General features: G+C 60.2%; 9 protein-coding genes. 4 read left to right on the top strand and 5 right to left on the bottom strand.

Annotated features, from left to right (window positions below; translation table 11 throughout):
• The first annotated feature begins 9 nt into the window (after positions 1–9).
• Both NHU87_RS17365 and NHU87_RS17360 read left to right on the top strand, forming a co-directional pair.
• Positions 10–1749, top strand: a complete 1740-nt coding sequence (locus tag NHU87_RS17365; RefSeq protein WP_253551072.1) for a PTS fructose-like transporter subunit IIB — start codon at positions 10–12, stop codon at positions 1747–1749.
• 165 nt (positions 1750–1914) lie between these two features.
• Positions 1915–3456, top strand: coding sequence for an alkaline phosphatase D family protein (locus NHU87_RS17360; RefSeq protein ID WP_253551070.1), 1542 nt, complete (start codon positions 1915–1917; stop codon positions 3454–3456).
• A 138-nt stretch (positions 3457–3594) separates the two neighbouring features.
• On the opposite strand, the gene NHU87_RS17355 is transcribed toward NHU87_RS17360, so the two are convergent.
• Together NHU87_RS17355 and NHU87_RS17350 are read right to left on the bottom strand one after the other, a co-directional pair.
• Positions 3595–6123, bottom strand: a complete 2529-nt coding sequence (locus NHU87_RS17355; protein WP_253551068.1) for a PepSY domain-containing protein — start codon at positions 6121–6123, stop codon at positions 3595–3597.
• 229 nt (positions 6124–6352) lie between these two features.
• Positions 6353–8611: a TonB-dependent receptor gene (locus NHU87_RS17350; protein WP_253551066.1), complete on the bottom strand. Its 2259-nt coding sequence runs from the start codon at positions 8609–8611 to the stop codon at positions 6353–6355.
• 206 nt (positions 8612–8817) lie between these two features.
• Here NHU87_RS17350 and NHU87_RS17345 point away from each other — a divergent pair, with 206 nt between their 5' ends.
• Positions 8818–9498, top strand: a complete 681-nt coding sequence (locus tag NHU87_RS17345; protein WP_123721297.1) for a Fe2+-dependent dioxygenase — start codon at positions 8818–8820, stop codon at positions 9496–9498.
• A gap of 57 nt (positions 9499–9555) precedes the next feature.
• Complete coding sequence (locus tag NHU87_RS17340) at positions 9556–10272, top strand: tetratricopeptide repeat protein (protein WP_253551295.1); 717 nt, start codon at positions 9556–9558, stop codon at positions 10270–10272.
• 135 nt (positions 10273–10407) lie between these two features.
• Here the strand turns inward: NHU87_RS17340 and NHU87_RS17335 are convergent, their stop codons facing one another.
• From NHU87_RS17335 to NHU87_RS17325, 3 genes are all read right to left on the bottom strand, one after another.
• Entirely contained in the window at positions 10408–11571 is a 1164-nt protein-coding gene (locus NHU87_RS17335) for a type III PLP-dependent enzyme (protein ID WP_008067252.1), read from the bottom strand.
• Positions 11572–12038: 467 nt separating this feature from the next.
• Positions 12039–13196: an osmoprotectant ABC transporter ATP-binding protein OsmV gene (locus tag NHU87_RS17330; RefSeq protein WP_253551064.1), complete on the bottom strand. Its 1158-nt coding sequence runs from the start codon at positions 13194–13196 to the stop codon at positions 12039–12041.
• Positions 13193–13846 (bottom strand): ABC transporter permease, encoded by a 654-nt coding sequence (locus NHU87_RS17325; protein ID WP_253551062.1) that lies wholly within the window; start codon positions 13844–13846, stop codon positions 13193–13195. The genes NHU87_RS17330 and NHU87_RS17325 overlap by 4 nt, the downstream gene beginning before the upstream one ends.
• Between the last annotated feature and the right edge of the window lie 10 nt (positions 13847–13856).

Here is a 13856-nt window from a genome sequence, read left to right as displayed (position 1 = left end):
GGGTTTGCAATGAAGTTAGCCATTGTTACGGCCTGCCCGAACGGCATGGTCACCAGTGTGCTGTGCGCTCGTCTGCTCGATGCAGCGGCCCAGCGTCAGGGCTGGAGCACCAGTGTCGAAGTCGTTGATGCGGCCCATCCGGAACGCCAATTGTCGGCCGCGACCATCGAAGCCGCCGAGTGGGTGTTGCTGGTCACCAGCGCGCCGGTGGATATGTCGCGGTTCGTCGGTAAACGCGTATTCCAGAGCACCCCGGCCCAGGCCCTGCAGGATGTCGAAGCGGTGCTGCGTCGTGGCGTAGAAGAGGCTGAGGTTTACGTCGCGCCCGAAGCCGCCGCCGAGCCGGCTGCCGTGGTTAAACATGCGCCACGCCTGGTGGCTGTCACCGCGTGCCCGACCGGCGTCGCCCACACCTTCATGGCCGCCGAAGCCTTGCAGCAAGCGGCCAAGCGTCTGGGCTACGACCTGCAAGTGGAAACCCAAGGCTCGGTTGGCGCGCGCAATCCACTCAGCGCAGAGGCGATTGCCGATGCCGATGTGGTGCTGTTGGCGGCAGACATCGAAGTCGGCACCGAGCGTTTCGCCGGCAAGAAAATCTACCGCTGTGGCACCGGTATAGCGCTGAAACAGGCCGAAGCGACGTTGAACAAAGCCTTGGCCGAAGGCAAGCAGGAAAGCGCTTCGACCGGCGCCAAAGGCCCGGCCAAGCAAGAGAAGACCGGCATCTACAAACACCTGCTGACCGGTGTGTCATACATGTTGCCGATGGTGGTCGCGGGCGGTCTGATGATCGCCTTGTCCTTCGTGTTCGGCATCACTGCGTTCAAGGAGGAAGGCACGCTGGCGGCTGCGCTGATGCAGATCGGCGGCGACACCGCATTCAAACTGATGGTGCCGCTGCTTGCGGGCTACATCGCCTACTCGATCGCTGACCGCCCGGGCCTGGCGCCGGGGATGATTGGTGGTTTGCTGGCGAGTACCCTGGGCGCCGGTTTTATCGGCGGGATCATTGCCGGTTTCATCGCCGGTTATGCGGCCCAGGCGATCAATCGCTATGCGCGTTTGCCGCAAAGTCTTGAGGCACTGAAACCGATCCTGATCATTCCGTTGCTGGCGAGTCTGTTCACCGGTCTGGTGATGATTTATGTGGTCGGCAAACCGGTGGCCGGGATGCTCGCGGGGCTCACGCATTTCCTCGACAGCATGGGCACCACCAACGCCATTCTGCTGGGTGTGTTGCTGGGCGGCATGATGTGCGTCGACCTCGGCGGGCCGATCAACAAAGCGGCTTACGCGTTTTCGGTGGGGCTGCTGGCGTCACAAAGTTATGCACCGATGGCCGCGACCATGGCTGCCGGCATGGTGCCGCCGATTGGCCTGGGCATCGCCACGTTCATCGCCCGGCGCAAGTTCGCCCAGACTGAACGCGAGGCCGGTAAAGCGGCGCTGGTGCTGGGGCTGTGCTTTATCTCTGAAGGGGCGATTCCGTTTGCGGCGAAAGACCCGCTGCGGGTGATTCCGGCGAGCATCGCCGGCGGCGCGCTGACCGGCGCGTTGTCGATGTATTTCGGCTGCAAACTCATGGCACCGCACGGCGGTTTGTTCGTGATGCTGATTCCGAATGCGATCAACCATGCGCTGTTGTATCTGCTGGCGATCGTCGCCGGGAGTTTGCTGACGGCGGTGACGTATTCGGTGCTCAAGCGGCCTGAGACGGTGGAGTTGGCGCTGGAGCCGGCCAAGGCCTGATACGAATCCCTGTAGGAGCGAGGCTTGCCCGCGAAGGCGTTTTTTCATTCAACATTGATATTGAATGTTATGGCCTCTTCGCGGGCAAGCCTCGCTCCTACAAAGGATCTGTCATGCCTGATTCACACGGCCATGCTTAAGTTTTCCTTTTTCAGGGAGAACACCATGAGCGAATTCGACCTCGGCCGCCGTCGTGTCATGCAAGCCGTCGGGGCCGGGCTGTTGATGCCTGGCCTGGCGCCGGCGGTGATTGCTTCGGTCAAGGATCGGCCGCAACTCACCGATGGCGTGCAGTCCGGCGACCTGCTGGGCGACCGGGCAATGATCTGGAGCCGTAGCGACCGTGCGGCGCGGATGGTGGTGGAATGGGACACGCGCAGCCTGTTCAGTAACCCTCGTCGATTCGTCTCGCCATTGGCCGATGCCCGCTCCGATTTCACTGCCCGAGTCGAGCTCACTGGCCTACCCGCCGATCAGGCGATTTTCTACCGCGTGACGTTCGAAGACGCCCAGAGCGGTGTCGCCAGTGAACCCTGGTTCGGTCATCTGCGCAGTGTGCCAACAACGCGGCGGGATATTCGGTTCGTCTGGAGTGGCGACACGGTCGGCCAGGGCTTCGGCATCAACCCGGACATCGGCGGCATGCGCATCTACGAAGCCATGCGTCTGCGCCTGCCGGACTTTTTTATCCATAGCGGCGACACCATCTACGCCGACGGTCCCGTACCTGCGCAGCTCACAACAAAGAGCGGCCGGGTGTGGCGCAACATCACCAGCGAAGCCAAGAGCAAAGTCGCCGAAACCCTCGACGACTATCGCGGCAATTATCGGTACAACCTGATGGACGAAAACATCCGCCGTTTCAACGCCGAAGTGCCGCAGATCTGGCAATGGGACGACCACGAAGTGGTGAACAACTGGTCGCCGGGCAAGCAACTGGATGAGCGCTACAAGAGCAAAGATATCCACAGCCTGGTGGGCCGCGCACGCCAGGCCTGGCTGGAATATGCGCCGATGCGTTTGCAGAGTGCCGATGACGGCGGGCGGATTTATCGCAAGCTGAGTTATGGGCCGATGCTGGATGTATTCGTGCTCGACATGCGCAGTTATCGCCAAGCCAATGACGACAACCTGGGTGCTGCCAAAGCGTTTCTCGGTCGCGAACAATTGGATTGGCTCAAACGTGAATTGAAAGGCTCCCAAGCCCAATGGAAAGTCATTGCCGCCGACATGCCCATCGGCCTCGGCGTGCCCGATGGCGAAGTCAGCCCCGGTGTGGCGCGTTGGGAAGCGGTGGCCAATGGTAATTCAGGCCCGGCTCAGGGCCGTGAAGTGGAAATCGCTGAATTGCTCGGTTTTCTGCGGGCGCAGCAGGTGCGTAATTTCGTCTTCCTCACGGCGGATGTGCATTACTGCGCAGCGCACCATTACCACCCCGACCGCGCCGCGTTTCAGGACTTCGAACCGTTCTGGGAGTTTGTCGCGGGGCCGCTGAATGCGGGGAGCTTCGGGCCGAATACGCTGGATAAAACCTTCGGCCCCGAAGTGGTGTTCCAGAAGGCACCACAGGCGCAGAACACCTCGCCGTTTGCCGGGTTTCAGTTTTTTGGCGAGGTGAATATCGATGGGCAGACGGGGGAGATGAGTGTGGTGTTGCGGGATCTGGATGGGGTGGGGGTGTTTGAGCGCAAGTTGCAGCCGGTGTGAGGGCTGCACGATCGTTCCCACGCGCAGCAAAGGAATGCCTCAATGGACGCTCCGCGTTCGGCTTGAAAGGGACGCGGAGCGTCCCGGGCTGCATTCCCACGCAGAGCGTGGGAACGATCAGACAGGGGATCGATGGTGTCAGTAGACGTCGCGGCGGTAGCGGCCTTGTTCGATCAGGCGGTCGACCTCTTCAATGCCGAGCAATTCGTTGAGCGCGTGGTCCACCCCTGAAGCCATCCCCTGCAAACTGCCGCAGATGTAAATCACGGCGCCATCGGCCAGCCACTTTTTCAACTCCTCGGCTGACTCGCGCAGGCGATCCTGAACATAGATTTTCTCGGCCTGATCTCGGGAAAACGCCAGATCCAGACGCGCCAGATCGCCGTTAATCAACCATTCTTCCAGCTCATTGCGGCACAGGTAGTCATGCTCGCGATTACGCTCGCCAAACAACAACCACTGCCGCTGCTGCCCGTCGGCAATCCGTGCCTTGAGCAAACTGCGCAACCCGGCCAGCCCGGTGCCGTTGCCCAGCAGAATCATCGGCACTGGTTCGTTCGGTAGGTGAAAACCACTGTTGCGTCGTACCCTCAGGCTGATGCTGCTACCCACGGGAGCATGTTCGGTCAACCAGCCGGAACCGACGCCCACGCTGCCGTCGGCATGCAATTCCTGACGCACGATCAATTCCAGCACGCCGTCGGCGGCGATCGAGGCGATGGAGTATTCGCGCATGGCCAACGGCACCAGGGCGTCCGCCAGTGCTTGCGCGTGCAGGCCGACCAGATGGGCGCGGTTCTCGGGCAGTTGGCGGCTGGCGAGGGCTTGTTCCAGCGTTTGCGACAGACCATCGAACTCAACCGTGGCCCGACCGTCAATCCCCAGGCCGTCGAGGAAATGCTCGATGGCCCACGGACAATTGCGCGGCAGCACTTCCACCAGATCACCGGCCAGCCAGCTGCTGGTAGTGGGGGCGCTAAGGCCGAGCAAATACACGGGCGAACCGCTGCTGCCCGGGTTCATCAATTCGCGGCGGGTCAGGGTCCAGTTGTCGTAGCTTGGCGCTTGCCAGGTATCCACCGGTGCCTGGCCCGTCAGCAGGCCGAGTTGCTGTTGCCAGTGACGTAGGGCGTAAGGGTCGCCGCTGTCGACTTCCACCGGGGCGAACAAGGTCTTGCCGCCGTGCTCGCCCAGCCAGGTGTGCAAGCGGCGGGCGAAGCCGCAGAAGTGTTGATACTGGCGGTCACCGAGGCCAAGCACGGCATAGTTCAGGCTGTCGAAACTCAACGCACGACCCAGCACTTTGCGTTCGAATCCTCGGGCGCTGTCCGGCGCTTCACCGTCGCCGAAGGTGCTGACCACAAACAGGGCGTTGCTGGAATCCTGCAGGTCCTGTTCACTGACATTGGCCAACGGTTGAACCTTCACCGGCAACCCGGCGGCCTGCAACTGCCCGGCGGTCTGCCAGGCGAGTTGCTCGGCGAACCCGCTCTGACTGGCGAAGCCGATCAGCCATGCCGGCGCATCACTGCCCGGTTGCGCAAGGCCTTTGCGGGCGTCCTTGATCTGACGTTTCTTGCGTCGACGGTCCAGGTACAGCAACCAGCCAGTGATGAAAAACAGCGGCATGGCCAGTGCGGCAATCGTCACCATAATCCGCCCGATAATCCCGAAATAACTGCCGACGTGCAGCGCGTAGACACTGGTCAACAGCTGCGCCTTGAAGCTCTTGTCGCTGTAGCGGTCATGACGGCTGACGATGCCGGTCGCCGGATCGAGGGTGAGCTGGTTCCGTGCCATGTCGTGGGGTGAGTTCTTCAGCAGATAGAACACGGTTGCCGGTTGTCCGGCCACGGGCGGCATACGCACGTTGTAGGACGAAAGCCCAGGGCCGGCGACGCTATAGATGCTGCTCCATATCGCCGCGTAATCGGCGGTGGGGGCCGGGCCGCTCGGCGCAGGACCGCGACCACTGCGCACTCGTTCGTTCTGCGGCGAATCGGAAAGCAGCCGCGTCAGGCCCTTGTTGTACCACTCGTACGACCAGGTCAGCCCGGTCAACGCCGCCAAAAGATAGAACACCAGGCACCAGGTACCGGCCACCGAGTGCAAATCCCAGTTGAAGCTGCGACCCTTTTTATTCCAGTCCAGGGTCAGCCAGGCGCGCCAGTTTTTCCACTGACGCGGCCAGCGCATATACAGGCCGGACAGACAGAAAAACAGCAGAATCAGCGTACAGGCGCCGGTGATCTGTCGGCCGATGTCGCCCATGGCCAGGAACCGGTGCAGTTGCAACATCAGGCCAAAGAAATCCTGGCCCGTGACATCGCCCATGAACTCGCCGGTGTATGGGTCGAAATAGCGCATCGGCCCGCGACGTTCACCGGGGGGCGCCGTGAAGATCACCCGCGCGGCGTTGCCGCTGTCGGTCTCGACCCAGAGCATCGAGACTTTCTTGCCCGAAGCACCTTCGATTTTCTCTACCAGCTCGGCAGGTGGCAGTACGCCGGCAATCTGCTTCTCGACGTGCAGCACAGAGGGGTTCAACGCCCGCAGGATTTCATCCTGGAACGATACCGCCGCCCCGGTGATGCCCATCAGGGCCAGGACCAGTCCGGCGCTGATGCCGAAAAACCAGTGCAACTGGAACAGGGATTTCTTCAACACGTCGCTCGCCTTGTTCGTTCAAAAGTCATCGTCACGGCGCGTATTATGCCGTGAGTTGTCGAGAAGCATTCTTTTTTACACACAAAAGCCCCGTTCACTTCGATGAACGGGGCCAGGGCGTTTCTCCCACCACTCTAGTGAGGGAGCGAGCCTGCTCGCGAAGGCTATGTCAGCCACACAGATAAAGTGCGACAGACACCGTTTCGCGAGCAGGCTCGCTCCCACAGGATCAGAAGTGGAAGTTGGCACTCAGCAAGGCAGTACGGCCCGCTGCCACGTGGGCGTAGTGGTTCTGGAGTATCTGGTCGAAGTAACGCTCGTCGGTCAGGTTCTGTACGTTGAGTTGCAGGTCGACGTTCTTGGTCAGACGGTAGCTGGCCATCGCGTCGTAACGCCAGTAAGACGGGATCTCCACCGAGTTGGCGACGTTGCCGAACTGGGAATCGACGTAGGTCGCACCAGCACCGACGGTCAACTTGTCCGGTACCAGATCGTAAGTCGACCAGAACGTGAAGTTGTTCTGTGGAGTGCTTGGCATGTGGTTGCCTTCATCGGCGGCGAGGGTGGTCTTGACCACTTCGCTGTCCATGTAGGTGTAGCCGCCGAAGACTCTCCAATTACGCGTCAGCTTGCCGGCGTAGCTCAGTTCCAGGCCATTGACTTGCTGTTCGCCGTCCAGCACTTGCGTGGTGCCGCCGTCAGGATCGTTGATCCGCGCGTTGGTTTTCTCGGTGCGGAACAGCGCGGCGGTCAGCGACAGGTCGTCGCCGAAGAAGTCCCACTTGGTGCCGATTTCGTAGTTGCGGTTCTTTTCCGGGTCCAGACTGCTGTTGTTCGCGGCCAATTCCAGGCCACCGTTGCCGCTGGTTTCGCCGGCCGGGTTGCTGGAGGTCGAGTAAGCCGCGTAGATGCTGCCGTTAGGCAACGGGTTGTAGACCACGCCGATTTGGTAGTTCACCAAGTCGCTGGTGTTCTGACGGGAGAAACTGCCCGCTGGAGCTGTGCTGCTAGCGTTGGCGAAGCCGCTGGATTCGACCTCGTAGTTGTCATAACGCAGGCCCAGGTTCAGGGACCATTGCTCGTTGAACTTCAGGGTGTCGAACGCGTAGGCCGCGGCGGTTTTGGTGTTGGTGTCAGTGAACGCGGCGCTGTCGGTGATCCTGCCGTTCCAGTTATCCCCAGGTGTCGGGTTGTACAGACTGGTGCAGTCGCCGGAGTTGAACAGGGGGCGGTTGCAGCGGGTGCCGCTGGCGGTGGAGGTCAGGATGTACGGACGGTTGTGGGTGTCCTGATAGGAAAACTCCAGGCCGGTCACCAGGCTGTGCTCAATGGATCCGGTGTTGAACTTGGCGCTCAGGTCGGTCTGGTTGATCCAGCCGCTGGACGTCGAGTTACGGCTCTTGGCACCCCGATACACGTTGCCATTGACCACGTTGCCCTTGCTGTCGTCCGGGTTGGTGACGATGTAGTCCAGGGTCGAGCGGGACATGCGGAAGCTGTTGGACACAGTCAGGTCTTCATTCAGATCGTGCTCGATCTTGAGGGTGCCGCTGTCATTGGTGGTCTGGCGATAGTCGCGATCGGTGAGGCCGTAGAAATTGTCGCGGTCAACGTTGGCCGGCTTGTCGACGTTGTACTTGCTGCGGTTGGGGCTCAAGGTCAACGGGATGCCGTAGTCGGGCATGTCGTCGGTCTCGACGTGATAGTAGCCGACGGTCAAGCGGGTGTCGGTGCCCAGGCCGAAGGCGAAGGACGGCGCCACACCCCAGCGACTGACGTCCACGGTATCACGGCCGGCGACGTTGGCTTCGTGCTTCATCAGGTTCAAGCGCAAGGCTGAGGTGTCGGTCATCTGCTGGTTCAGATCGAGGGTGGTGCGCTTGGTCTGGTCCGAGCCCCAAGTGAAGCCGCCGTTGTAGGCATTGCCCAGCTTGGGGGTCTTGCTCACCAGGTTCAGGCTGCCACCGGTGGAACCGGCGCCGGTGAAGGCTGAGCCCGGGCCCTTGCTGACTTCGATCGATTCAACGTTGAAAATCTCGCGGCTCTGGGACGCCGGGTCGCGCATGCCATCGACAAACGTGTCGCTTTCGGCGTTGAAGCCGCGAATGATCGGACGATCGCCCGCCGGGTTGCCGCCCTCGCCGGCACCGAAAGTGATGCCCGGAGTGGTGCGCAGGGCGTCGACCAGGCTGGTGGCGCCGGTGTCGCGAATCACTTGTTGAGGGATCACGGTGACGCTTTTCGGCGTCTCGCGCAGTGGCGCGGTGTACTTCTTGGACGCCGAAGTATCGGTCTTGTAGGAGGTGTCATTCTGCTCGCCCACAACGCTGGTCGCGTCCAGGGAAATCGCATTGTTCGGTGCTTTTTCGTCACTCTTCTCGGCTGCGAAAACCATATGGCCCGCAGAGCTGGCAGTGATCGCCACGCCAATTGCAGACGCGAGCAAACGCGGTGAACCGACCGTTAATTGTAGTTGTTGGCGTGACATGTGAATTCCCCTCCCCAAGGATTTGAGGCCGCGGAATATAGGGTAAACACGTATTTGTATCAATTGCGAAATGTTGCTATTCGCGATTAATTTACATTCTTTACAATTTGCCTTTACGGTTTTTGCCGTTTCATTCGTCGCACGGGTTTTACACAGGCAATAAGAATCAATACCATTGGCGCTCCTTTGCCCTCAGGTGTCTTTCCATGTTGCTGCACATTCCCGGCGTGTTCGCGAAAGAAGAAGTGCAGCGCATTCGCGAGGCCCTGACGCAGGCAGATTGGGCCGATGGCAAAATCACCGCCGGTTACCAGTCGGCCAAGGCCAAGCACAATCTGCAACTGCCGGAAGGGCATCCGTTGGCCAAGGAAATCGGCGCGGCGATGCTAGAACGGTTGTGGAAAAATCCACAGTTCATGTCGGCGGCATTACCGCATAAGGTCTTCCCTCCGTTACTGAACTGTTACACGGCCGGCGGCAGTTTCGATTTTCACATCGACAACGCCGTGCGTCAGCCCAAGGGCAGCATCGAGCGAGTGCGCACCGACCTGTCGGCGACGCTGTTTTTCAGTGAACCGGAGGACTACGACGGTGGCGAACTGGAAATCCAGGACACCTTCGGTACCCAGCGCGTGAAGTTGCCGGCCGGTGACATGGTCCTGTATCCGGGCACCAGCCTGCACAAGGTCAACGCCGTTACGCGTGGCACTCGTTACGCCTCGTTTTTCTGGACGCAAAGCCTGGTGCGGGAAGACAGCCAGCGCGCCTTGCTGTTCGAGATGGACGGGGCGATTCAGCAACTGACCCAGGACATGCCCGACCACCCTTCATTGATCCGCCTGACCGGCACTTATCACAACCTGTTGCGTCGCTGGGTCGAGGTGTAAGTGACGGATTTTCGGTTACGCCGCGAGGAAATCCTCGACGGCGACCGCCTCAAGTCGATGCTCGAAGAAAGCCCGGCGCGAGCGGCTCAGGCGATCCTGATCGCCGCGCGTGAAGGCGTGCTCGATGCTCAGGCGTTACTCGGGCAGATCCTGCTGGACGGGCGAGGCATTGAGCAGGATCAGCCGCTGGCGGTGTGCTGGTTCGACATTGCTGCCCGACAAGGGCATTTGATGGCGCGCAACATGCTGGGGCGATGCCATGAGCATGGTTGGGGCTGCACTGCCGATGCTTCGGTGGCTGCGCGGCATTACCGGATCGCAGCGGAAGCGGGGCTGGATTGGGCGATGTACAACTACGCCAATCTGCTGGCCACTGGTCGTGGCGTGATCGAGGATCAGGTGCAAGCGCTGAGCCTTTATCGCCGCGCCGCTGAACTGGGCCATGCAAAGTCGATGAACCTGCTGGGGCGTTATCTGGAAGAGGGGCGGGTTTGCCTGGCTGACCCGCAAGCTGCCCGTGACTGGTATCGACGTTCGGCGGTCGGGGGGGATTTTCGTGGGCAGTTCAGTTATGCAGCGGTGTTGGCAGATGAAGGGAGCATCGACGAGGCGCTGGGTTGGCTGCACAAGGCACTGGATGGCGGGAATCTGAATTTTTTGCGGGTGGCAAGCAAGGCGCTGTTGAACGCGGTGAATCCGCAAATTCGTAAGTTGGCCGAAGACTACACGCAACGCTGTGCCGATCTGGACCGGGGGAAAATGCGTGTTTCCTGAGGCGTAGATCGTTCCCACGCTCTGCGTGGGAATGCAGCCCGGGACGCTCCGCGTCCCTGCCGAAGCGATTGCTGCGCGTCCATTGAGGCATTCCCACGCAGAGCGTGGGAACGATCAGCTGAACACGAGTAGCGCTTACACGTAGAACGATTTCAGCGGCGGGAAGCCATTGAATTCAACTGCGCTATAGCTCGTGGTGTACGCACCGGTCGACAACCAGTACAAACGGTCACCGATCGCCAGGTTCAGCGGCAGGCCGTACTTGTAGTTTTCGTACATGATGTCAGCGCTGTCGCAGGTTGGACCGGCAATGACCACTTCTTCCATCTCGCCTTTCTTCTCGGTCCAGATCGGGAACTTGATGGCTTCGTCCATGGTTTCGATCAGGCCGGAGAACTTGCCCACATCCGTGTACACCCATCGCTCGACGGCGGTACGGGATTTGCGCGCCACCAGCACCACTTCACTGACCAGAATGCCGGCGTTGGCGATCAGCGAACGGCCTGGTTCCAGGATGATTTCCGGCAGCTCGTCGCCGAAGTCTTCCTTGAGGAAGCGGATGATTTCTTCGGCGTAGGTTTCCAGGCTGTTGGTGCGGGTGATGTAGTTGGCCGGAAAGCCGCCGCCCATGTTGATCAGCTTCAGGTGGATGCCGTCTTCTTCTTTCAGACGCTCGAAGATCACTTTGACCTTGGCGATCGCCGCGTCCCAGACGCTGATGTCGCGCTGCTGCGAACCAACGTGGAACGAGATGCCGTACGGCACCAGGCCCAGGTCGCGAGCGAGGATCAGCAGGTCCATGGCCATGTCGGTCTGGCAGCCGAATTTACGCGACAGTGGCCAGTCGGCGGTGGTCGAGCCTTCAGTCAGGATGCGCACATAGACTTTCGAACCCGGTGCAGCCTTGGCGATGTTGCGCAGGTCGGCTTCGGAGTCGGTGGCGTACAGACGCACGCCCTTGTCGTAGAAGTAGCGAATGTCTTTGGATTTCTTGATGGTGTTGCCGTAGCTGATGCGATCCGGGCCGACGCCCTGGTTCATCACTTTGTCGAGCTCGTAGATCGAGGCGATGTCGAAGTTCGAGCCTTTCTCTTTGAGCAGGTCGATGATTTCAACGGCCGGGTTGGCTTTGACTGCGTAGTAGACTTTGGCGAATTCGAAACCGGCGCGCAGGTCGTCATAGGCCTGGCTGATCATCGCGGTGTCGATCACCACGAACGGGGTTTCTTGTTTGTCGGCGAAAGCCTTCATTTTCTGGAAGGTATCGCGCGCGAAATAGTCTTCGACGTTGATCGACATGCTGGGAACTCCTACTGGCAAACGTTAGTAATCAATGGGTGCAAATGAACGCCCTCCGTATCCCCACTTTGGTTCGCCTACTTCCCAAGGCATGTCGCCGAAAGCAAAAAGGCCACGGGAGGCGGTGCTTTCCCTTGGCCTTGCTGTCTCGTCGTCAGTACTTGAGCCGGATGGATCGTTTCCAGCATGGACGTTCGGCGCGAACTTTAGGGCGTGAGGAGCTTGAGATCAACAAAAAATGTCGCGTTTTTGCACGCTTCCGTCGTGCGGTCCTGGGTAGCTACTGATGTAACCGACCTGCATGACAGTGTGATGTTCCCTGAGCAGGGATATTTGAGGGGTTTCAGGCTGGAACTGTGGTGCCCCATTCGCGGGCAAGCCTCGCTCCTACAGGATTTGTGGCGTGCGTTGATTTTTTGCACGACACCAAACCTGTAGGAGCGAGGCTTGCTCGCGAAGACGTCAGATCAGGCGACAGCAGTCTCGGCTGGCGAAACAATGCTGGTCTTGCCCCCACGGGACTTGCCGGAGCTCAAATACTCGGCAATCGATTCCTGCGTCACCTCGCCAAGGAACACCCGCTCGGCGTCCATCACCGGCAGCCACGAGCGGTTGAACTCGTACATGCGCGACAGCAGGATGCGCAAATGCTCGTCGTACGCCGCGGTGGCGTTGAACTCGCGCAGGTATTGCGCGCAGGTGCCGGTCTGGCGGTGCAAGTCGCGACGGCGCACGTAGCCCAAGGCTTTGTTCTCGGCACAAGTAACCACCACGTAGCGACGGTCCAGTTCATCCATCAGCTCCAGTGCTTCGGCCACTGGAGTTTCCGGGCTCACCGAGGGAGCGTTGTCCGCCGCGTCTTCGGCTTTGACCAGCAACAGACGCTTGAGGGTGCTGTCCTGGCCGACGAAGTTGCTGACAAAATCATCCGCCGGGTGCGCAAGAAGCGTGTCCGGATGGTCGATCTGCAGCAGTTTGCCCGCGCGGAAAATCGCGATCTTGTCGCCGAGCTTGATCGCCTCGTCGATGTCGTGGCTGACCATGATCACGGTCTTGTTCAGCGCCCGTTGCATCTCGAAGAACTCGTTCTGGATCATCTCGCGGTTGATCGGGTCGACCGCGCCGAACGGTTCGTCCATCAACAACAGCGGCGCATCCGCCGCCAGCGCACGAATCACGCCGATCCGTTGCTGTTGTCCACCGGACAATTCACGCGGGTAGCGATTCAGGTACTGCTTGGGTTCGAGCTTGATCATGCTCATCAACTCGCGGGCACGGTCGTGGCATTTCTGTTTGTCCCAGCCGAGCAGGCGCGGAACGATGGTGATGTTTTCCTCGATGGTCATGTTCGGGAACAGACCGATCTGCTGGATCACATAACCGATGTTGCGACGCAGGGTCACGGCGTCGAGGTCGGTGGTGTCTTCGCCGTTGATCAGGATCTTGCCGGAGGTCGGTTTGATCAGGCGGTTGATCATTTTCAACGTGGTGCTTTTGCCGCAGCCCGATGGCCCGAGGAACACACAGATTTCGCCTTCATTGACGGTCAGGCTTACCGAGTCCACGGCTTTCACATCTTTGCCGTTGCTTTGGAAGGTCTTGCTGAGGTTTTGAAGTTCGATCATTTCAGGAGTCCTTTTGGAGTCAGCGTGCGTTGCAGCCATTGCAGAATCAGGTCGGCGAAGATGGCCAGGAGACTGACCAGCACGGCGCCGACGACCAGCATCGACATGTCGCTGCGGCTGATGGAAGCGAGAATGAGTACACCGAGGCCACCGGCGCCGATGGTCGCGGCGATGGTCATCACACCGATGTTCATCACCACGGCGGTGCGGACACCGGCGAGGATCACCGGCACGGCAATCGGCAGTTCGACCATGCGCAGGCGCTGGCCGAAGGTCATGCCGATGCCACGCGCCGCTTCGCGAATACCCGGTTCGACGCCGGTCAGCGCCAAATAGGTGTTACGCATGATCGGCAGCAGCGAGTACAGAAACACCGCGGTGATCGCCGGCATCGGGCCGAGGCCCTGACCGAACTTGGAGTAGAACGGCAGCAGCAGGCCGAACAGCGCGATCGATGGCACGGTCAGCAACACCGTGGCACTGGCTTGCAAAGGGCCGGCGAGTGTCGGGAAACGTGTCATCAGGATGCCCAGCGGCACGCCGACCAGAATCGCCAGAGTCACGGCGATGCCGACCAGGGTGATGTGCTGCCAGGTCAGGTGCAAAACCTGCGGCCAATCGAGATGGGAAAAGGCGTTCAAAAATTCCATGGCTTTTCCT

This window comes from Pseudomonas mandelii (assembly GCF_024138395.1).
Taxonomy (GTDB): domain Bacteria; phylum Pseudomonadota; class Gammaproteobacteria; order Pseudomonadales; family Pseudomonadaceae; genus Aquipseudomonas; species Aquipseudomonas mandelii_E.
The sequence above is the reverse complement of the archived record's forward strand: the minus strand, read 5'-3'. Positions and strand labels throughout refer to the sequence as shown.